The 19,331-nt window shown below is 70.0% G+C and carries 23 protein-coding genes; 15 read left to right on the top strand and 8 right to left on the bottom strand.

The features are described from left to right. Window positions 1–60: 60 nt before the first annotated feature. The 3 genes from AB0305_RS12095 to AB0305_RS12085 all read right to left on the bottom strand — a co-directional run bounded on the left by AB0305_RS12095 (window position 61) and on the right by AB0305_RS12085 (window position 3,709). Entirely contained in the window at window positions 61–810 is a 750-nt protein-coding gene (locus AB0305_RS12095; RefSeq protein ID WP_364134087.1) for an ABC transporter permease, read from the bottom strand. Window positions 811–908: 98 nt separating this feature from the next. After that, window positions 909–2,642, bottom strand: a complete 1,734-nt coding sequence (locus AB0305_RS12090) for an alkaline phosphatase family protein (protein ID WP_364134084.1) — start codon at window positions 2,640–2,642, stop codon at window positions 909–911. A gap of 41 nt (window positions 2,643–2,683) precedes the next feature. After that, on the bottom strand, window positions 2,684–3,709 hold the full coding sequence (locus tag AB0305_RS12085) for a DUF6454 family protein (RefSeq protein ID WP_364134081.1): 1,026 nt from the start codon (window positions 3,707–3,709) through the stop codon (window positions 2,684–2,686). Between the two features lie 232 nt (window positions 3,710–3,941). Here AB0305_RS12085 and AB0305_RS12080 point away from each other — a divergent pair, with 232 nt between their 5' ends. From AB0305_RS12080 to AB0305_RS12040, 9 genes are all read left to right on the top strand, one after another. Next, window positions 3,942–4,415, top strand: coding sequence for an Asp23/Gls24 family envelope stress response protein (locus AB0305_RS12080; protein WP_290256256.1), 474 nt, complete (start codon window positions 3,942–3,944; stop codon window positions 4,413–4,415). Continuing rightward, a complete protein-coding gene (locus AB0305_RS12075) occupies window positions 4,412–4,603 on the top strand; it encodes a DUF2273 domain-containing protein (RefSeq protein WP_290256255.1) in 192 nt (63 codons plus the stop codon). The genes AB0305_RS12080 and AB0305_RS12075 overlap by 4 nt, the downstream gene beginning before the upstream one ends. Next, window positions 4,600–4,941 carry a hypothetical protein gene (locus AB0305_RS12070; protein WP_364134076.1) on the top strand — a complete coding sequence of 114 codons (342 nt, stop codon included), beginning with the start codon at window positions 4,600–4,602 and terminating at the stop codon, window positions 4,939–4,941. The genes AB0305_RS12075 and AB0305_RS12070 overlap by 4 nt, the downstream gene beginning before the upstream one ends. Continuing rightward, on the top strand, window positions 4,938–5,519 hold the full coding sequence (locus tag AB0305_RS12065) for a DUF6286 domain-containing protein (RefSeq protein WP_364134073.1): 582 nt from the start codon (window positions 4,938–4,940) through the stop codon (window positions 5,517–5,519). Before AB0305_RS12070 ends, AB0305_RS12065 begins: the two co-directional genes overlap by 4 nt. Beyond that, window positions 5,516–6,121 carry a hypothetical protein gene (locus AB0305_RS12060; protein ID WP_290256252.1) on the top strand — a complete coding sequence of 202 codons (606 nt, stop codon included), beginning with the start codon at window positions 5,516–5,518 and terminating at the stop codon, window positions 6,119–6,121. The genes AB0305_RS12065 and AB0305_RS12060 overlap by 4 nt, the downstream gene beginning before the upstream one ends. A gap of 62 nt (window positions 6,122–6,183) precedes the next feature. Further along, window positions 6,184–6,414: a CsbD family protein gene (locus tag AB0305_RS12055; protein ID WP_290256251.1), complete on the top strand. Its 231-nt coding sequence runs from the start codon at window positions 6,184–6,186 to the stop codon at window positions 6,412–6,414. A 108-nt stretch (window positions 6,415–6,522) separates the two neighbouring features. Further along, window positions 6,523–7,113: an RNA polymerase sigma factor gene (locus AB0305_RS12050; protein ID WP_290256250.1), complete on the top strand. Its 591-nt coding sequence runs from the start codon at window positions 6,523–6,525 to the stop codon at window positions 7,111–7,113. After that, complete coding sequence (locus AB0305_RS12045; RefSeq protein WP_364134069.1) at window positions 7,110–7,721, top strand: Asp23/Gls24 family envelope stress response protein; 612 nt, start codon at window positions 7,110–7,112, stop codon at window positions 7,719–7,721. Before AB0305_RS12050 ends, AB0305_RS12045 begins: the two co-directional genes overlap by 4 nt. Further along, window positions 7,718–8,107 (top strand): hypothetical protein, encoded by a 390-nt coding sequence (locus tag AB0305_RS12040; RefSeq protein WP_364134066.1) that lies wholly within the window; start codon window positions 7,718–7,720, stop codon window positions 8,105–8,107. The genes AB0305_RS12045 and AB0305_RS12040 overlap by 4 nt, the downstream gene beginning before the upstream one ends. A gap of 14 nt (window positions 8,108–8,121) precedes the next feature. Here the strand turns inward: AB0305_RS12040 and AB0305_RS12035 are convergent, their stop codons facing one another. Next, window positions 8,122–9,132 (bottom strand): serine/threonine-protein kinase, encoded by a 1,011-nt coding sequence (locus tag AB0305_RS12035; RefSeq protein ID WP_364134063.1) that lies wholly within the window; start codon window positions 9,130–9,132, stop codon window positions 8,122–8,124. Continuing rightward, window positions 9,129–9,509: a hypothetical protein gene (locus tag AB0305_RS12030; RefSeq protein ID WP_364134060.1), complete on the bottom strand. Its 381-nt coding sequence runs from the start codon at window positions 9,507–9,509 to the stop codon at window positions 9,129–9,131. The genes AB0305_RS12035 and AB0305_RS12030 overlap by 4 nt, the downstream gene beginning before the upstream one ends. Before the next feature lie 188 nt (window positions 9,510–9,697). Between AB0305_RS12030 and AB0305_RS12025 the strand changes: the two genes are divergently transcribed. Both AB0305_RS12025 and AB0305_RS12020 read left to right on the top strand, forming a co-directional pair. After that, the gene (locus tag AB0305_RS12025; protein WP_364134057.1) at window positions 9,698–10,513 is read left to right on the top strand and encodes an alpha/beta hydrolase; all 816 of its coding nucleotides are present in this window, start codon (window positions 9,698–9,700) and stop codon (window positions 10,511–10,513) included. Next, window positions 10,510–11,469 carry a diguanylate cyclase gene (locus tag AB0305_RS12020; RefSeq protein WP_364134054.1) on the top strand — a complete coding sequence of 320 codons (960 nt, stop codon included), beginning with the start codon at window positions 10,510–10,512 and terminating at the stop codon, window positions 11,467–11,469. Before AB0305_RS12025 ends, AB0305_RS12020 begins: the two co-directional genes overlap by 4 nt. 7 nt (window positions 11,470–11,476) lie before the next feature. Here the strand turns inward: AB0305_RS12020 and AB0305_RS12015 are convergent, their stop codons facing one another. The 3 genes from AB0305_RS12015 to AB0305_RS12005 form a co-directional block, all read right to left on the bottom strand. After that, on the bottom strand, window positions 11,477–11,680 hold the full coding sequence (locus AB0305_RS12015; protein WP_290256243.1) for a hypothetical protein: 204 nt from the start codon (window positions 11,678–11,680) through the stop codon (window positions 11,477–11,479). Between the two features lie 234 nt (window positions 11,681–11,914). Beyond that, window positions 11,915–12,121, bottom strand: a complete 207-nt coding sequence (locus AB0305_RS12010; RefSeq protein ID WP_290256242.1) for a DUF2945 domain-containing protein — start codon at window positions 12,119–12,121, stop codon at window positions 11,915–11,917. A 54-nt stretch (window positions 12,122–12,175) separates the two neighbouring features. Then, window positions 12,176–13,756, bottom strand: coding sequence for a carbohydrate-binding protein (locus AB0305_RS12005; RefSeq protein WP_364134050.1), 1,581 nt, complete (start codon window positions 13,754–13,756; stop codon window positions 12,176–12,178). 214 nt (window positions 13,757–13,970) lie between these two features. Here AB0305_RS12005 and AB0305_RS12000 point away from each other — a divergent pair, with 214 nt between their 5' ends. From AB0305_RS12000 to AB0305_RS11985, 4 genes are all read left to right on the top strand, one after another. Then, window positions 13,971–16,286, top strand: a complete 2,316-nt coding sequence (locus AB0305_RS12000; protein ID WP_364134047.1) for a glycosyltransferase family 2 protein — start codon at window positions 13,971–13,973, stop codon at window positions 16,284–16,286. Between the two features lie 49 nt (window positions 16,287–16,335). Further along, complete coding sequence (locus AB0305_RS11995; RefSeq protein WP_290256239.1) at window positions 16,336–16,782, top strand: STAS/SEC14 domain-containing protein; 447 nt, start codon at window positions 16,336–16,338, stop codon at window positions 16,780–16,782. Between the two features lie 116 nt (window positions 16,783–16,898). Then, window positions 16,899–18,899, top strand: coding sequence for an ATP-binding protein (locus tag AB0305_RS11990; protein ID WP_364134044.1), 2,001 nt, complete (start codon window positions 16,899–16,901; stop codon window positions 18,897–18,899). A 46-nt stretch (window positions 18,900–18,945) separates the two neighbouring features. Further along, window positions 18,946–19,314, top strand: coding sequence for a metalloregulator ArsR/SmtB family transcription factor (locus tag AB0305_RS11985; RefSeq protein WP_364134041.1), 369 nt, complete (start codon window positions 18,946–18,948; stop codon window positions 19,312–19,314). Window positions 19,315–19,331 lie beyond the last annotated feature (17 nt).

The following is a 19,331-nucleotide window of genomic DNA, read 5'->3' as shown; positions in this document are numbered from 1 at the left end:
GCCGAGTGCCGGGGCGGGCTTCCTTGCTGCGGGGGCACTGTTGTCCAGCGTCCTGGCGCCTCACGCCGCCGGGACCGGCTTGACCCGCAGCGGGGCGAGGAACAGCACGATCACCACGGCCGTGATGGCACCCGCGGCCATGATCGAGGCCAGCACCACCACCTGGAACACCCCCGCAGACAGCGGGGAGATACCGCCGAAGATGGCGCCCACGAAGGCGCCGGGCAGGGTGACGAGGCCGGTGGTCTTGCTCTGGTCGGTGGTGGGGACCAGCCCCGCGTGCACCGCCTCGCGGGCCAGCTCGGTGGTGGCCTGGCGCGGCCGGGCGCCCAGGGCCAGCCACCCCTCCACCTCCTCCCACCGGGCCGCGGCCGTCTGCTGGAAGTGCCGGCCGGCCAGGGTGGTAATGGACATGGCGTTGCCGATGACGATGCCGCCGATCGCCAGCGCGTAGCGCGGCGAGAACTCGATGGCGCCGGTGGCGAAGACGACGGCGAGAGTGACGGCCACCCCGGCGCCCATCGCGGCGCTGACCCGGCCGAACATCCGCCGGTCCCGGCCCAGCCGGCGGGTGGCCGTCCAGGCGGCCACCGTGAACATCACCAGCAGCGCCAGGGCCACCAGGTAGCCGTTGGTGATGACGCCGCTGAGGATCAGGCTGATGGCCGCCAGCTGCAGGGCGCCGCGGAGGATGGCCCAGGCAGGTGAGAACCGGGCGGGGACACGGTAGGCCGTGAGCACCGAGAGGGTCACCGCCACCAGCACGGCGACACCAGCCAGCGCCGGCAGCAGATCTGCGGGAGGGGTCATGCGGCCAGCCTATCCGGAGGCAAAGAAAGCGCCGCCCGGCATCAGCTGGGCGGCGCATTCCTCAGGGACGGGGCAGGCGGCGGCCTGCTCCGGAGGGGCTACTTGCCTGAATCGTCTCCCTGCGCGTCCCCGTCTTGGCCGTCATCCTTCGGGCCGGTGACGGAGGCCACGGACCCGGTCTGCTCATCCAGCAACACCGTGCCGGGACGCTTGTGCTCGAAGTTAAACATCGCCTTCAGGGAACCCGCCCCGGCGTCCGCGGAGGCGTCGCCGACCTGGCCAGTGTGCCAGTTGTCCTCGATGAAGCGCAGGATCGAGGCCTGGTCCGTCTGCGTGTGGTCCACGAAGTTCTTCTTGGCGTACGGGGAGATGACCACCAGCGGCTGGCGCGGGCCGGGGCCGCAGCGATCGGCGTAGCCGCCGGCCATCGGGACACCGGCGGCCGCGGCGTTCTGGCACCACGCGGCGTCGTCGGCGGTGTTGGAGGAGTTCTTCACCTTAGCGGCGGCGTGGTCGTACCAGCCGTCCGAATCGTCGTAGGCCAGAACCACGGCGGTGTTTTCCCAGTTCTTGGACTTCTGGATCTGGTTGACCGTGGCGGTGATGAACTTCTGCTCATCGATCGGGTCGGAGTAGGCGGCGTGCCCGTCCTGGAACATGCCCGCCTTCAGGAAGGAGACGGCCGGCATGTTGTCCGTGTTGACCACCTTGCCGAAGTCGGTCAGGTCGTACTGGTGGTTCGCCTGGCCGTCGTGGCCGATTTCCGCGTCCGAGGCCGGGGCCAGGTGGTGCGGGTTGGCCGTGGACTTGTAGTACTGGAACGGCTGGTGGTGCGGGGAGTAGTCCACCACGGAGGCACCGGCGGCGTTGGTGTGGCTGGTCAGGCAGGACGCCGGGGCCGTGGCCGTCGCGGGGGTGCTGGGGCTGAAGCCGCCCTGGAACCAGCCCCAGGAGGTGCCCTTGGCGCTGAGCAGGTCACCGATGTTCTTGCCGGTCATGCCCGCCAGGTTGTTGGTCTTTGCATGGCTGTTATTGGAGCAGTCGTCGTAGACAGGGTCCGGGTCGTTGATGACCGTGCCCACGCCGTTGGCGTCGGGCTGGCGGACGGTGTAGCTGCCGGCGGCGGGCGTGGCCACGGGCTTGCCGTCCGCGGTGAACTCGGTGGCGCCGTGGGTCTGGCCGGAGACCAGGTTCAGCGCGCCCGGGGTGGAGGGACCGAAGACGGTGCTGTAGTGGTTGTCGCTCATGGCATAGTTCTGGGCGTAGTTCCAGATGCCGGTGACGGTGTTGCCGTCGTAGTAGTCCATGGTCAGCCCGTTGCGGCCGTACTGGTTGGGGCCGCACGCGTCCCGGCTGGTGTACTCGACGAACTTATCCATCAGCCCGCCGTTGTAGGCCTTCTGCTCGGCGCCGTAGTTGTGGTCCTGGTCGCAGGTGACGGCCTGCTGCGGGGTGAGCCGCTCCGGCTGCTTGGCGTTGGGGTTGTTCGGCGCCAGCAGGCCGGCGGAGGCCAGGGTGTCGATCTTCTTGGGCGTGTTCTTTGCGGCGGTGAAGGTGGCCGCCTGGGCGCCCGAACCCTGCTGGGTCTCGCCGGGGATGTTCGCGGCCTTCGGGTAGGTGGCGAAGTAGTGGTCGAAGGAGACGTTTTCCTGGAAGATCACGACGACGTGCTGGATGGGCGTCGCGGTGCCGCGGTGGTCATCGCCGCCGGCGGAGGCGGGACCGGCGCCGACGCCGACCAGGCCTGCGGTAAGGGCCGTGGCGGCCAGGGCGGTGGCACCGGTGGCGGCGGCGATGCGCCGTCGGGTGGAGCGGTGGGCTGGGGGAATCATGATTTTCCGATCGGTTCGGGCCTGCATTGGGGCTGGTGCCGCTAGTTGGCGGCTTTGACGGTGGCTTCGTAGGTGAGGATTTCGGTGCCGTTGCCTTCGTCGCCGTTGTCCGGAGCCACCTTCAGGGTCAGGTGGTCGCCGTCGGCGGTCATTTTGAACGGGTTGCGGGTGGCCACGTGGCCGGCGGTGGACCACTGCTGGAACGGCACCTCGCGGGTCACGGCGTGGGACTTCAGGTCGGTCATCGCCATCCCGCCGAGTTCGTAGGTTCCGGCGGTCCCGCCGGCGGCGGGCGTCTGCGGGAGGTTGGTGATGCCGCCGCAGAGCATCTTGGAGGAGGGGACGTACTGGCAGTCCTGGTAGTCGACGAAGTAGTTCGGGTTCTGCCAGGTGGCGAGCTGCTTACCCTGGAGGTCCCATTCGGCGAAGCGCCGCGATCCCCAGGTGTTTCCCACCAGGTGGCCGGTCTGCTTGTCCATGACGATGCCGCCGAAGTGGTCCTTGACCTCGAACTGCTTGTGCACGTCCAGGGTTTTGGCATCCACCCGGTAGATGATCGCGCTGCTGTCCGGGCGGTACTGCGCCACCGGCACCCAGACGTTAGTTCCGTCAAAGTCGATGCCGCCCGGGTGGTACATATCGCCCTCGCCAAGGGTGATGTCCTTCTGCAGGTTCCCGGCCTTGTCCATGACGAACAGGTGGCCGATGCCCTTGCCGGGGGTCCGGTCGAACCCGTTCTGCGGGGCGGCGAACTTGGTGGTGGGCTCGGTGATCTGGACGGCCGAGAGGAAGATGTGGTCCCCGCCGAACGCGATGCCCTCCGTGTGGTACGTCGGGAAGTTGAGCTTCAGCTTGGAGGTCTGCTGCCAGGCCGTTCCGCGGTCCACGCGGTTGAACGCGTCCGCCAGGGCACTGTCGCGGCCGTCCTGGGCGTGGGAGCCGGGGTCCGTTCCACCGCGGTTGTCGTTGTCCGCGGCTTGGGCGACGGCGGTGCCGCCGATCGCGGATGCGGCCAGGACGATGGCTGCGGCGGCGGTAAGGATGCCTCGGGTACGGGTCGCGCTCATGGTGAGCCTCTCAGGGTTGGAGCTCCGGCTGACCCGGCCAAGCTACCCGCAGGTAATGAACCGGGCGTGGAGCGAAGATGAACGCCCGGGGGCCGGTTCCGGCCCGCTCCTGACTGCGCACAAGACTGTGATGCAGCTCACGTGAAGTCGACCGTGAGGTTTCCCGTGCCCGCCCCGTCTTCCTAGTGACGGCGCATCAGTGCGCCTCCCTCAACGAACAGGAGTGATAGCAATGACCAACCAGACGCACACCCCCGCAGACGTTCCGGCCAAGACCACGTCCACCGCGGTCGCCACCACCAACCAGCACACCAAGAACGACGGCCGCGGCAACACCACGGTGGCCGACGGCGTCGTCGCCAAGATCGCCGGCATCGCCATCCAGGAGATCGAGGGCGTCCACGCCCTCGGCGGCGGCGCGGCCCGGGCCCTAGGCACCCTGCGCGAGAAGGTTGGCCAGAAGGACCTCACCCAGGGTGTCAGCGTCGAGGTCGGCCAGACCCAGGTTGCCGTCGACGTGACCCTCGTCGTCGAGTACCCCTACCCGCTCCAGCAGGTGGCCGATAACGCCCGCGACGCCGTGTACAACGCCGTCGAGGACCTGGTCGGCATGGAGGTCACCGAGGTCAACATCACCATCACCGACATTCACGTCCCCTCGGATGACCAGGATGACGACGACAACAACGAGCCGAGGGTCGCATGAGCCCGACGGTAGCCGGCGTCGCCGTCGGCGCCGTCCTGGCGGTCGTCGCCTTGGCGTTCGGCTTCTGGGGACTGGTCCTGACCGCCCTGTTCATGGGCATCGGTGCCATCCTCGGCCGCAGCGCCGAGGGGCGGCTGGACCTGGCCGGAGTGCTGGACGCCCTGCGCGGCAAGCGCTCATCGTCATGACCCGCACCGGCCACACCCGGATCACCGGGACGGCCCTGCGGCACACCATCGAAGCGGTCACAGCAGAAGCCTTCGGGGTTCCCCGGGGCAACGTCTCCGCCCAGATGGACGACGACGCCGGCCAGCTGGCCGCCGCGGTGACTGTGCAGCTGGCCGTGCCGCCGCTGCTCGGCCCCCGGCCGGACCAGCCGGTCAGCCTCTTCGACCAATCCCGCGCAGCGCGGCAGGCCATCCTTGACCGCGCCCCGCAGCTGACCGGGATGCAGCTGGGACGGGTGGACATCCGGCTGAGCGGCGCCAAGACCCCACGCGAGCACCAGGAAAGGAGAGTGGCGTGAACCAGAGCCAGGCAACCCGGCGGATTCTCCGGCGGGAAACCCACTCCTCCCGAGCGACAGTCTCGGCCGTGACCGCGATCCTGCTGGCCGTCCTCTTCCTCTGGCTGGCGCTGGAGACCGTGCTGGGACTGCTCGGCGAACCCGCCCTGCTGGCCGCTCCCGGACAGCTGTGGCGCTGGCTGACCGGACTGCCCCAGGCCACCATCCCGGCCGGGTTGGCCGCGGCCGGCGCGGGCGTGGCGCTGCTGGGCCTGGCCCTGCTCCTCACCGCGCTCGCGGGCGGCCGCCGCTCCCGGCGGGCCCTCGAAAGCGACCGCACCGCCGTCGTGGTGGACGACGAGGTCATCGCCGCCGCCGTCTCCCGGCGGGCACGGCTGGCCGCCGGACTCACCCCCGGCCAGGTGACCTCCACGGTTTCCTCCCGGTCGGTCACGGTCCAGGTCCGCCCCACCTCCGGTGTGCCCGCCGACCGGGATGCCATCCACGCGGCGGTGGACGGCGAACTCGCCGCCTACCGCCTGGACCGCCGGCTCGCGCCCTCGGTCCGGATCCTCAAAGAAGGAGTGCTGGGACAGTGAGCAACACGAACAGGGCACTGAACCGCATCCTGCTGGCGCTTGCCGGGCTGGTCCTGCTGGCCGCCGGCGCCGTGACGGCCGCGGCCGGGCTGGTCCCGGACATCGCCGCCGCCTGGACCGCCACCGGCACTTTCCTGGCGGACCAGGCCCGGGCCGCACTGGGCTCGGCGCCCCTGCCGGGACGGCCCGGGAGCTGGTGGTCGGTGGCCGCGGTGGCCGTCTTCCTCATCGCAGCCGCGCTTTCCGTGGCCTGGCTCGCCTCCCAGGGCGGCGGCCGGACTCCCCGGCTGGCCCGCGACGACGACGGCGACCGGGGTGCCACCACCATCGACGCCGGTCTCATCGGCACCGCCGTCGGCGAGGCGCTGGACGGCAACCGCCTGGTGGTCGGCAGCAACGTCTCCGCTTGGGAAAACCGGCGCGGCACCGGACTGCGGCTCCGGCTGGAGGCCCGGAAGGGCGCCTCACCGCGGGAACTCGCGGACACCGCCGAGGAACTGGTCCGCGGCATCGACGCGCTGATCGGGCATCCGGTCCCGGTCCTGGTACGAATCACCACCGGAGTACGGTCCCGGGTGGCCGGCGCAGACCGCGCCCGCTGACCGGTACCGGAACAGAGCACCACCCCTCACACGAGCACGACCGATAGGAAAGGAACACGATCATGGGGATCGATGACAAGGCCAACAACGCCGTGACCAACCACCTCGGCGCCGCCAAGGAGGGTGCCGGCAAGCTGACCGGCAACGAACAGCTGGAACGCGAGGGCCAGCAGGACCAGGCCAAAGCCCAGCTGCAGGACGCCGGCGAGAAGATCAAGGACGCCGCGGCCGACGTCGGTGGCAACCTCCGGGAAGCCGCGCGCAAGATCAAAGAAGGCTTCAGCAAGAACTAGTTCCACCGGCCGCACCCGGCCCGGGCCGCCCCCTACGGGTACCCGGGCCGGTGCCCGGCCCACTTTTATGGCCCGCTCTCTACGGCCCGCGATGAAAGCGACAGACACGTGACTGGTTCACCCCCGGCGCCGCACCACCTGGACGCCGTCCCGGATGCGCTGCTTGCCGGCCGCGCCGCCGACGGCGACACCGCGGCCTTCGAAACCCTCGCCCGGCGTCACGGGCCCGTGATGCGGGCCGCCGCACGCCGCCTGACCGGCTCCCTCGCCGACGCCGATGACGTCGTGCAGGAGGCGCTGATGCAGGCCTGGCGCCAGATCGATACCCTGCGGGAACCCGGGGCGGTCCGCGGCTGGCTGCTCCGCATCACCGGCAGCCGCAGCATCGACCACCTGCGCCGCCGCCGCTTCCACACCGACGTCGACTCGGTCGAGGAGACCCTCGACGCGGGCATGGCCGGACGGCCCGCCAGCCCGGACCCGGAATCTTCGGCAGTCAGCGGCTCGCGGATTGAAGCACTCAAGCGGGCGCTGGCAGCACTGCCGGAGGAACAGCGCCGCTGTTGGGTGCTCAAGGAATTCAACGACCAAAGCTACGAGGACATCGCGCAGACCCTGAACATCAGCACCGCGAGCGTCCGCGGCAGGCTGGCACGGGCGCGGGTCACCCTGGCGCGCGAAATGGAGGAATGGCGATGAGTACACCCAACGACACCCTCGACTGCGGACATACCCTGGCCGAACTCAGCACGTATCTGGATACCGGCGAGTTCGCCGACCCCGGACACCTCAATCAGTGCCCGGAATGCCAGGCGGGACTGGCGGCGCTGGGCAGCATCTCGGCGCTCGGCACCGACCTGCGCGACGCCGACATCGCGGCGGCGGGATCCGGTACCGACGACTGGATGCAGTCCATCCTGGACAACCTGCGGCTGGAACTCAGGCCCGGGCGGAGCATTCCCGTCCGCGGTGGCCACGTAGACGACATCCTGTCCGAGACGGAAGGCGCCATTTCAGCGGTGATCCGTTCCGTGGCGGATGCGTTGCCCGGGACCGCGGCGGGAAAATGCCGGCTGCACGGGGACGTAGGAACCCCGGGGGCGCCGGTGACCGTCTCCGTGGACCTGGCCGTGGTGTACGGCCACCCGTTGGAACAACGGGCGGCCGAGCTCCGCAGCCAGCTGGCGGAAACGCTGTCACAGCAAACCGAATTGAACATCACGTCGATCGACGTCACCATTACCGACATCCTGGCCCCGCCCCCATCGGCGGACCGGACCCAGACCACACCGGAGGAGAAGCCATGACCGAGCCCCTGCGCCCGAGCGCCAGCGCTTCGGACCACGCCCCGGCCGTCGCACCGGACACTGCTGTCAACGGCGTGCCGGACAGTGCCGTGGCAGGCGAACTGCGCCGGGTCCTCGAACAGGTCGACGGCGTCCAGAAGCTGTACCCGGCCCACCCGGTGTGGCAGAACATTGCCGGCGCCGCCCACGCCGCGGTCACCGGCGAGGCTCCCAACCCGGTGGCTGTGGACGCCTCCGGCGACGTCGTCACGGTCAAGGCCCGCATCGGCGTGGCCACCGGACACCGCGCCCCCGACGTCGCACGCGCAGCGGCAGCCGCGGTCCGCGCACACCTGGAACCGCGCCGCTGTGCGGTGGAGGTTGCCGTCGTCCACATCGCCGGATGAGCGCCCGGCCGGCATTACCGGTCGATGCGCTTCAGGGCGCGAGCGACGGCGGCGGCTGTGGGCCGGCGGGAGGGTTCCGGATCGGTCATCGCATGCAGCAGCACGGACCAGCGCCGCCCGACCGTCGACGGGAGCCGCGGCAGCCGCAGCGTCCGGGCCACCATCGATTCCAGCGCCGGACCGGGGAAGGCCTTGATGCCGGTGAGGCATTCGAAGATCACCAGGCCCAGGGCATAGATGTCGCTGGCGCTGCTGGTCCCGGTGCCGTGGACCGCCTCGGGGCTGAGGTAGTGGGGCGTGCCGGACGTGGCGCTGTTGGCCCGGTGCCGGGCGCTCGTGGCGATGCCGAAGTCTGTCAGCATGGCCCGGCCTCCTGTGCCGGTGTCCCCGGATATGAGGCCGCCCAGGATGATGTTGGCCGGCTTCACGTCGTTGTGCACGATGCCGCGGCGGTGAAGGTGGGCCAGTGCCCCGGCAATGTCGGCCGACCAGACGGTCACCTGCCGGGCGCTGAGGGTGTTGCCGTGCAGGTGGGAGCGCAGGTCGGGGCCGTCAACCAGCTCGGTGACGACGTAGCCGCGGCCGGCCTCCGTTGTGGCGTGGTCGGCCGCCCGGCCGTGGCCCAGCACCCGAACGATCGCGCGGTGCCGCAGAGGGCCGTGGAGATCCCGCTCGCGGATGAACGGCGAGGCGGCGTCCTCGGTCCCGGCGCGGAAGATTTTGACTGCCAGCTCGGGGGCGGAACCCCGCGCTGCCAGGTCGGTGGCCCGGTAGACGTCCGCCTCGGAACCGCGGCCCAACAAGTCCCCGAGGCGGTAGCGGCCTTCCAGGAGGCGTTCGCCGGCGCCGGTGCGCGTGGCGGCGGGGGTGCCCGCCGCCCGGCTGACGATGCCGGGGGTAGCCGCGGGGCAGGTCCCGGGCTTGGCGGGGAGCGGCGTGTGTGTGGCCGGAGCTTGGCCGGGCGTCCGACGGTGCAGGGGGCGGGCCGCGCGGTGTTGGTCGCCGAGAAGTTGGGCGAAGGTCACAGTAGGAGCCGGGCGAAGTCGTCGTCGGGCAGTCCGGCAGCCTCGATGAGCTCGGTGCTAGTCGAACCGTTAGCGGCCGCGGTGCGCAGGGCGGACAGCAGTTCGTCCTTCGCAGCGTCCAGCTCCCATTGCAGGCTTTCGACCCGTGCCGCGGCGGTGCGGACGGCGTGCAGCGGTTCTCCGGCGGCGGCCGCGTCCTGCCGGAAGCCGCAGGGGCAGATCCACTCCGCGGAGCCGGGCAGCTGGAAGCCCCAGAGCAGGGAATCCAGCGACGCTTTCCGTTTCACCATGGTCCCACCGCAGTGCTGCGGGGCGGCGTCGACGGGCACTGATGAGGCGGCGGGGGCCGCCTGCTGGGGTTCGAGGACTGCCGTCATGGGATCACCGATCTATTAGCTAGGAGACAACGTAGCTAGTCTAACTAGTATTATTGTCTTGTCCAGCCCGGCTCCAAGGCCGGGGGCAGGCCGGGGCTAGGATGGTACAACTCATCCGCCGTTTCCAGGCCGGCCGGCAGGGGCAGCAACGAGACCGACGAGGGTCGGTGAGAAGGCGGGATGATCACGTGGTAACCGATGTGCTGGTCCGCAACAACGTCCGGACCCTGGGTCCTGAGGACGGCCCGGCTCTGGTCTTCGCGCACGGCTTCGGAACGGATCAATCGATCTGGCGCCGGATCCTTCCCGCCTTCACGGACCGGTACCGCGTGGTGCTGCTGGACCACGTCGGCTCGGGCGGCTCGGACAAGGCGTCCTACGATTCCGGCCGCTACGCCTCGCTGGAGGCCTACGTGGACGACCTGCTGGAGGTCTGTGCCCGGCTCGAGCTGCGGGACGCGACGCTGGTGGGACACAGCGTGGGGTCCATGATGGCGGTCAGCGCCGCGGCACGCGACGGCGCGGACCGCTTCGGGCGCCTGATCCTGTTGACCGCCTCGCCCTGCTACGTGGACCACCCGGACCAGGGCTACGAGGGCGGGTTCAGCCGCGGCGACCTTGACGATCTTTTCCGGTCCCTGGATTCGAACTATCTGGTGTGGGCAGAGTCCATGGCGCCGGTCTATATGAACGTCCCCGACGCCCCCGAGCTGGACCGTGAGGTCCAGGGCAGCTTCGGCCGCATCGGGCCGCGCGTGGCCCGGGACTTCGCCCGGGTGGCCTTCCTCTCCGACACCCGCCACCTGCTTTCCGGGGTTCTGGTTCCGACCCTGGTGCTGCAGGCGACGGACGACGTCGTCACCCCCGATTCGGTGGGCGCCTACCTTCAGGAGAACCTGGCCCACGGCACGCTGGTCCGCCTCGCCGCCACCGGCCACTTCCCGCAGTCCAGTGCGCCCGAGGAGACCGCGGCCGCCATGCTCGACTTCCTGGCAGCGTCGTGACCGGGCCCGCGCCGCTGGACTACGGCGAACTCTTCCACGCCGCGCCGGCCGGATACGCCGTCGCCGGGACCGACGGCGTGATCGAGGCCGCGAACGCCACCCTCACCCGCTGGGCCGGGGCGTTGCCGGGCGCCCTGGCGGGGACGCGGCTGCTTGACCTTTTCCCCGCCGGGGACAGGCTGATGTTCCGGACCCACGCCGGCCCGGTCCTGGACCGGGAAGGCCAGCTGTCCGAGCTGGCGGTCTCCCTGCTGGGGCCGGATGGGGAGCGGCGGCCAGTCTTGCTCACGGTGACGCGGACCGAAATCGGGGGAGCGATGCGGGACCTGGCGATTTTCTACGCCGCACCGGAACGGCGGCGTTACGAATGCGAGCTGGCCGCCGCCCACCGGCAGCTGGAGGACGCCGCCGCGGAGCGGGCTGCCCTGTTGCGGGAGGCGCACCACCGGGCGCTCCACGACCCGCTCACGGGGCTGCCGAACCGCCGGCACCTGCAGGAGAGCCTGATTGCGGCCCTGGCGAGGGCCGGGGACGACGGCGGGCGCGTGGGGCTGTTGTTCTGCGACGTCAACGACTTCAAGCTCGTCAATGACTCCCTGGGCCACGCCGCGGGGGACCGGGTGCTGGAGCACGTGGCCCGGATGCTGTCCGGTGCGGTCCGCGGTTCCGACATGGTGACCCGGTACAGCGGGGACGAGTTCGTCATCCTGGTTCCGGACCTGGTGACCGCGGCAGAGCTCGACGCCGTGGCGGCACGGGTCCGGGGCTGCCTGGCGGCCCCATTGGCGGTCGAAGGCGCCACGCTGCCGTTGTCGATCGCAGTGGGCCAGGCGGAAACGGCAGTGGACCCGACCGCCGGAGCGGACCGGGTCCACGATCTTGCCGCCTCATTGCTTGTCGGCGCTGACCAGGATATGTACCGGGCCAAGACGGCCATGCGGTCAGCGGCCGGTTAGCCGGATCCTAGGCGGACGCCGCCTCAAGGTTGCCCGCGCCGTGCTGCACGCTGAGCGTAAAGGTGTTGGGGCCGCTGGCGTGGACGGCGACGTTGGACTTGGCGGTGTTGTGCCGGACCGAGTGCTCGTGGACCAGGGCGTCCAGCTCGTGGTGCATCGTGGCACGGTCCCAGAATTTGTGGGTCACGGTGGTGGCAGTTTCAAACGTCATTGTTCAGGCTTCCATTCTTGATCCGGATCTCCGGCTGCCGCACCGATGCGGAGCCGCCGTCAGTCCACACCGGAAACACCCGGGACCAGGGCGGCTGGAAAGCCCACCGGTGTGGCCCCGTTGCGTCCACCAGTATGGATTTCCATGATGCACAGCGGCCGGAAGGGCCCTCAAGCCAGAAGTCGAATATTGCAGGTGAGACTGGTCACATGCCCGGGCGGGACGGCCCGGCGGCTACTTCTTTTCGGTCAGGGCCGAGGCCTTGTGGGCTGCGCGGGCGCCGGTCTTGGCCGACTCCACTACGTACTGCGGCTCGTCCTCGCTGGCCCGGTGCGTATTGCCGTCCAGCTCGAAGTCGCTGGTCTTCTTTTCCACGATCTTGCCGTGGGTCTTTCCCTGGGGCGAGTTCCACTCCACGGACATTCCTTTGCGCAGTGACACGGGTGCTCCTTCGGTTGGACGGATCGGGCGGACGGAAAAGGGGGTTGGCGGCCGCTACTTCCCGGACGCGGTGGGGGAGGCAGTCGCCGACGCCGTTGCCGATGGCGACTGCAGCTGGGCTGCCGTGAGCTTGAGCCAAGGGGAGTCCGGGGCGCCCTCCAGCATGGCCTGCGGGCTGTCGCCTTGGCTCCACCACTTGGCCTCGAAGGCGTACCCGTCGAAGAGAATCCGGGTGCCGCGCTGGTACACGGTGGTCGGAGACCAGTCCGGGTAGGTGCCAGCCGGGACCGTGGCGCGGGGGCTGGGGCGGTCGCCGGGCAGAACCGGGCCGATCAGCTTCCACGGCACGGCTGCGCCCTGTTCCACGGGGTTGTCAGGGCTGTCGCCCTGGGTCCACCACTTGGCCTCGTAGACGTTGCCATGCCAGACGATCCGGTCGCCGCTGACGTAGCGGGACGTCTGGTTCCACACCGGGTACGGGCTGGTGGAGGGGTCATCGGTGGCAGTGGGGGTCGCGGAGGCCGCCGGTGCGGGTGCGTCGGCGCTGCGGGTCGGGATGACGTCGGCACCGAGGACCGTCGAGAAGGAGGAGCTGCCCTGGTTGATGCCGCTGCAGCTGTCCGAGACCTTGGTGACGTCGGGGTAGTTGCTGCCGCAGGTGCGGTCGCGGTTCAGGGACCACATGGACACCCGGCCCACGCCCTTGGACTTGGCGTAGGCGTTGAGCGCTGCCGCGTCGTCCAGGGTGAAGATTTCGCCGGCAATGTCGTTCTGGCCGATCATCGGCGTCAGTCCCAGCCGGCGCCAGGTGGTGTCCGTGCCGAGGTCCTCGCCGTTGTCGCGGTACAGGGCCTGAAGCTGCTTGTGGGCGGCCTCGGCGGCGGACGCGGAGGCCTGGTACATGGACTGTCCCGGCTGCTTGCTGCCGCCGAAGTCCATCGTCATGATGTTCACGCCCGTCAGCTTTACGCCGGCCCGGAGGGTGCGGGCCACGGCGTCGCGCCCGGCCTCGGTCAGGCCGTTGGGGTCCGCCGGGAGGGTGAGCCAGACGTCGAGGTTCTTGCCGGCGCCCGAGCGCTGCTGCTGGAGGGCGGCGACGGCCTTGCCGCGGCGGTCCAGCGAGGCGGTGTCACTGAGCGCGGCACCCTCGACGTCGAGGTCGATCGAGGCGAGGTCGTAGCGTTCGACGACGTCACGGTAGGCGCCGGTCAGCCGGTCCTGGTCCGTGCAGGCGACCGCCAGTTCGCTGTTGGTCAGGCCGCCGAAGGACACGGACACCGTGCCCCCGGCCTGGCGCAGCCGGGCGATGCGGCGGTCCAGGTCAAGGTCCGACTCGGCCTGGGCCAGGCCGTAGGCGGCGCCCCAGGACGGGACGCAGGGGTTCTGCTTGTCCGCGACGATGAAGGACAGCACGGTGCCCTTCGCCTCGGCCGTGGTGGGGGTCTCGAACGCGAACCGCGGCGTGGCCGTCACATCCACGTAGCCCGAGAAGACGGAGGGGATGGAGGAGGCGGCGTTGGCGTCCTGGAAAGAACGCAGGCCCAGGTAGGAGCCGCCGGCGAGGACCGCCACGACCAGGATCAGGATCCCCAGCCGCAGCTTGGAAAGGCGGCGTCCGGGAAAGCGGTTAGACACAGAATTACCCCAATGCTTGTCGGAGAGCTGTCCGGCAACCCCCTAATGCGGATACGCCGCCAAATCAAGGGTCTCCCGCCGGTAACGATCTTCGGCCGGGGGACTGATAATTCGGGGTCGTGCGCTTAGTATAAGGGCAGATCGCGGTGTGCAATGGCGGACAGCGCGGCCTGACGTGTGTCCGCTGGGGGTACACATATGCAGATGGGGAAGTATGACTGACGTCCTGGCCGCGCCTCGGCCCGAAGACCTGGACGCCGATGACGCGGCGTCGAAAACCCGGAAACGCCAATGGGGTGCGGAACGGCGGTCAGAGCCCCTGGCCATCGTCCACCCCGAGCCGTCGCGCCGGAAAATCATCCTTGGCCGGGTCGGCATCGTCGTCACCGTCCTGGCCTGGCTCGCCTATGTGGTGACCACCGTGCTGCGGCAGCTCATCAACGACCCCACCGCCGGGTTCCGGTTCCGTGCCGAATCCGTCTCCTACGTCGTCGTCGTAACATTCCTGACTTTTTCGGCGCTGATGTACCTGCTGGCCCGCCAGGGCGCGCTTAACCGCTTCCGCGACCACCGCAGGATCCCCCGCGGCGAACTGGACCGCCATTTCGCCGACTACCACTCCTCCGTCACCGTACTGGTCCCCTCCTACGCCGAGGAGCCGCAGGTGGTCCGGGCCACCCTGTGGTCCGCCGCGCTGCAGGAATTCCCCGACCTTTCCGTGGTGCTGCTGCTCGATGACCCGCCCTTCCCGACCGACCCGGCGGACCAGGAACGGTTGCAGGCCACCCGCGACCTGGCCGCCAACATCACCCGGACGCTGAAGGAACCCGCCACCCGGCTGAACGCGGCTCTGGCGGCCTTCGAAGCGGGCGGGGAGCACGGCGACGCCGGCCTGCGCGCGCTCATCGACGAATACGAATACGCCGCCGGCTGGCTCGAAGGCATGGCCGAGGCCGAACGCGTCGAGGACCACGTCGATGAGTTCTTCGTGGACCTGGTCCTCATGGGCCTGGCCCGCGAACTCCGGCTGGTCCTGACCGCCCTGCACGCCGCCCAGGCCCAGAGCGCCGTCCCCGAGCGTCCGCGGATGCGCGAGCTCTACGCCCGCCTGACCTGGATCTTCAACGCCCGGGTCGCCTCGTTCGAGCGCAAGAAGTACGTCAGCCTCTCGCACGAGGCGAACAAGGCGATGAACCTGAACTCCTACCTGAGCCTGATGGGCCACCGCTGGCGGCAGGAACAGACCGCGGACGGGACCGTCTTGCGGCAGGCCACAGAGCCGGCGCCCGGCGACCTGGTCGTGGCCGACAGCACCTACGTCCTGACCCTCGACGCCGACTCGCTGCTGCTGCGCGACTACTGCCTGCGCCTGGTCGCGTTCCTGGAATCCCCGGGCAACGAACGGGTCGCCGTCACCCAGACCCCGTACTCCTCCTTCCGCGGCGCCCCGACCCGTATCGAGCGCGTCGCCGGCGCCTCGACCGACCTCCAGCACATCCAGCACCAGGGCATGACCCGCTACGGCGCGACCTTCTGGGTGGGCGCCAACGCCGTGATCCGCAAGGTGGCGCTTGAGGACATCGTGGAGATCTCCTCCGAGGGCGGCTTCGAGGTGCGGACCTATATCCAAGACCGGACCGTCATCGAGGACACCGAATCCAGCGTGGACCTCGGCCGCGAGGGCTGGGACCTGGTCAACTACCCCGAACGCCTCAGCTACAGCGCCACCCCGCCGGACTTCGGGTCCCTGGTGGTGCAGCGCCGGCGCTGGGCCAACGGCGGCCTGCTGATCCTGCCCAAGCTCTGGGACACCATCCGGCGCCGCCGCGGCACCGACCGGAACGTGCGCGGCCGCGAGGTCATGCTGCGGGTGAACTACATGGCCTCCATCACCTGGGCCAGCTTCGGCCTGCTCTTCCTACTGGCCTACCCCTACGACAGCCGACTGCTCAGCCCGCTGGTGTTCCTCGCAGCCCTGCCCTACTTCCTGGCGATGGGCAGCGACCTCCGCGATTCCGGCCACCGTTTCAGCGACATCTTCCGGATCTACGGGTTCAACCTGGTGCTCATGCCGGTCAACCTGGCCGGCGTGATCAAGTCGCTGCAGCAGGCACTGACCGGGGACAAGATCCCGTTCGCCCGCACGCCCAAGGTCAAGGACCGGACCGCCGCCCCCGCGATCTACGTCCTGGCCCCGTACGCGATCGTGGCGTTCTCCCTCTTCACCGTCTGGCGGGACGTCTCCCTGCAGAACTGGGCCAACGCGGTGTTCGCGGCGTTCAACGCGGTCATGGCCACCTACGCGATCGTGGCCTACATCGGGGTCCGGAACTCCATCGTGGACATCTTCCTGGGCGTGCTGAACTGGCTTTACGTCAGGCCCAAGGCCCCCCGCGCCGAGGCTCCGGCCATCGTGCCGAAGGCTCCCGAGGAGATCGACTGGGAGTCCATTCTGTACCACGGCGACCGCCGGCTGAACCGGGACCTGCGCGGCAAGAAGGACCGCCGCAAGCGTGCCGGCGTCCGCTGACCGGGGTGTTGACACGCTGCCACTGCGCGCCGCGCCTACAATGGGCCGGATGACGGCCGAAACGATCCTCGCTGCGAACGGGAAGAACTCGCTGACGGTCACCGACGGCATCATCGAGTCCTCCTGGGCGCCGGGCTCGTTCGTGGACATCGCCGACGCGCGGGACGCCCTCAAGGCGACCGCCGCGATCACCGGGAGCGGCCGCATGCCGATGCTCTCGGTGATGACCGACGTCGAAATCAGCGCGGCGGCCCGGTACGAGTTCGCGAAGTCCTCCGACGTCCTGGCCATCGCGGTGCTGGGCTCCAGCGCGGTGGACCGGGTGATCGCCGCGGCCACCAGCCGGGACACCGACTACCCGCACGAGTTCTTCACCTCCCGGGCCGAGGCGCTGGCCTGGCTGCGCGGGTTCCTCGAGGACTCCGAAGGCCCGGAAACCGGCGGCCTGGCCGCCGGAAACCCTGCCCCGGGATACTCTGACGCCGCGAACCGCTGAACTGGTAGCCTCCCCGTAACGGCCGGCGCACCGCCCCACGACCGGGGGCCCGCCCGGCCGTGACCCGCCGCGCTGTGATCCGCCGCCTGCGGCGGGCCGCCAAGCGAGGGAGTGCCATGGGCGTCGCCGAAATACAGGTTGACCAGCGCGTGATCGGGATCGATTCGCGGCGCTTCGCCTCGGTGGAGAAGGCGCTGGTGGAACTCATCACCAACAGCGACGAAAGCTACGCCCGGATGGAGCGCACCGGCGCAGCGGTCCCGGGCCGGATCCGGGTCAGCTACGAACGGCACCTTACCGGCGCCGTGCTTACGGTCTCCGACCAGGCGGAGGGCATGAGCTTCGGGCAGGCCCGCAGCATCCTCAGCTACGGCGGGGCGCACAGCCCGCTGGCCCGCGGCGAGGGCAACGGCCGCGGCTACTTCGGCCGGGGCCTGAAACAGGCAGTCTTCGGGCTGGGCCACGGCTGGCTGGAAACCGTCCAGGACGGGCGCTTCACCCGGATCGACATCTTCCGCGGCGGCAACGGCGGGTACCTGTACGACGACGGCGGCGGGAGCCGCCCGGCCCTCCCCGCGGACTATGCGCGGCTGGGGCTGATGACGGACGGGCCGACGGCGGGGCACGGCACCCGGGTGACGATCGTCGTCGAAAACCCCCGCGTGGTGATCAGCCAGCACCACACCCTGCGTCAGTCGCTGGCCAACAACTTCTACCTGCGGGCGGTGCTGGGCCGGCGCACGGTGGAGTTGTCCGCGGGCCACCCCGGCTCCGGCGCGGACAGCCCCGAGCCCGTCGTGTTCACCGAGCCCGCGGCCGAGGTCATCATCGGACCCGGGCAGACGGGAAGCGTGCCCTTCGAGGGCCACGACTACCCGTTCACCCTGACCGTGAAGCGGGCCTCCGGGACCGAGCTCATCAGCCGCGGCGACGAGAGGACCAACGGGCTGGTGGTGCTCTCCGGCCAGGCCGTCCTGGACTGCCAGCTGTTCGACTTCGAGAACCAAGTGGGCACGGAGTACCTCTTCGGGGAGGTCCGCTGCGATGCCCTGACCGACATGCTGGGCCACGGCCGCGCGGTCATCAGCGACGAGCGGGAAGGCCTCAACGCCCGGGATCCCTTCGTGGAGGCCTTCTCGCGGGCCGTCAGCGCGGCGCTGGCCCCCGCCGTACTGGCTGAGCGGGAGAAGCTCTCACATTTGGAGCGGGCCACCACCTCGGGCCGGACCGCGGAGATGATCGAGGAGCTGCTGCGGCACATGAACCGCGCCGCCGTCGTCGACCTCGGCCTGCAGACGGAGCCCGAGGTTCCTTCCTTGACGCCCGGCACCGGACAGGCCGCCGCCGGCGTCCCTGCCCCAGGGGCCTCTCCCGCCACCCGGGGCGCCGACGCACCCGGCGCGGGCCCGGCGCTGCGGTTCACGACGCCGTTCTACTACCGCCCGCCGGGGCATGCGTTCCACGTGGGACTGCTGCTCGACCCCGCGCTGCTGCCGCCCGGTGCGGACGTCCCTGCCACGGGTCTTGCCGTCGAGCCCGAGCTGCCGCCCTCCATCCACCTCGAGGGGCCGGACACCCTGGGAAGCGATGAACCGGGGCGGCTGGTCTGGACGGTCACCGGGGACCGGGCGGGGGATCGGGGCACCCTCACCGCGAGGGCCGGGGATCACTGGGCCACCTGCGAGATCGTCATCGCCGAGCAGGCGTCCCGGCACGCCGGTGACCAGCCGGCGCACGCCGGGGCCGTGGCCACGCCGGCTGACTCCCGGGGCCGGCAGCGGCCCAACCGGGACCACGGCATGGACCTTTTCACCGGTTACGAGTTCCGCAGCCTGCCCGACGGCGCGGACCGGGCGGTGTACAGCGCCGCGGAGCGCAAGGTCATCATCAACACGGCTGCCCCCACTGTGCGGCTCTACGTCGACGGCCGGGGCCGGTTCCGTGACTCGGCCCGGCTGCTGCTGGCCGAACTGTTCCTTGACGTCATCGCGGACGAACTCGCCCGGCGCCGCGTGGCCCAGCACGGGCACGGCGGCGACCTCGAAGCGTTCCAGGCCGCCCGCCGGGACATCATCCGCCGCTACGGCAGCGACGTCCATCGGACTTTCCTGGGCTGACAGAAACCCTTGACGGTCATCAGGAAGCGGCCTATTCTACAACCAAATGGTTGCAGATCAGTTGGGTGAAGAGGCGGCGGACCGGGTGTTCCAGGCCCTTGCCGACGCCACCCGGCGGGACATCGTGCGGCGGGTGACGGCGTCGGAGTCTTCGGTCTCCGGCCTCGCCGAGCGTTACGCGATGAGCTTCGCCGCCGTCCAAAAGCACGTTGCCGTCCTGGAGCGCGCCACCCTGGTGACCAAGGAAAAACGCGGACGGGAGCAGATCGTGCGGGCCAACCACGACGGACTGCAACGGGTCCGGCGCCTTCTGGACGACTACGAAAACATCTGGAGGCAACGCTCGGACCGGATCGCGGACCTCCTCGCGGAAGGCACGCCGCCCGCGCCGGGGAGTGACTCCACGGGGGACTAAACAGCACCATCAATTGC

The organism is Arthrobacter sp. NPDC080086 (assembly GCF_040702285.1).
The sequence above is the reverse complement of the archived record's forward strand: the minus strand, read 5'-3'. Positions and strand labels throughout refer to the sequence as shown.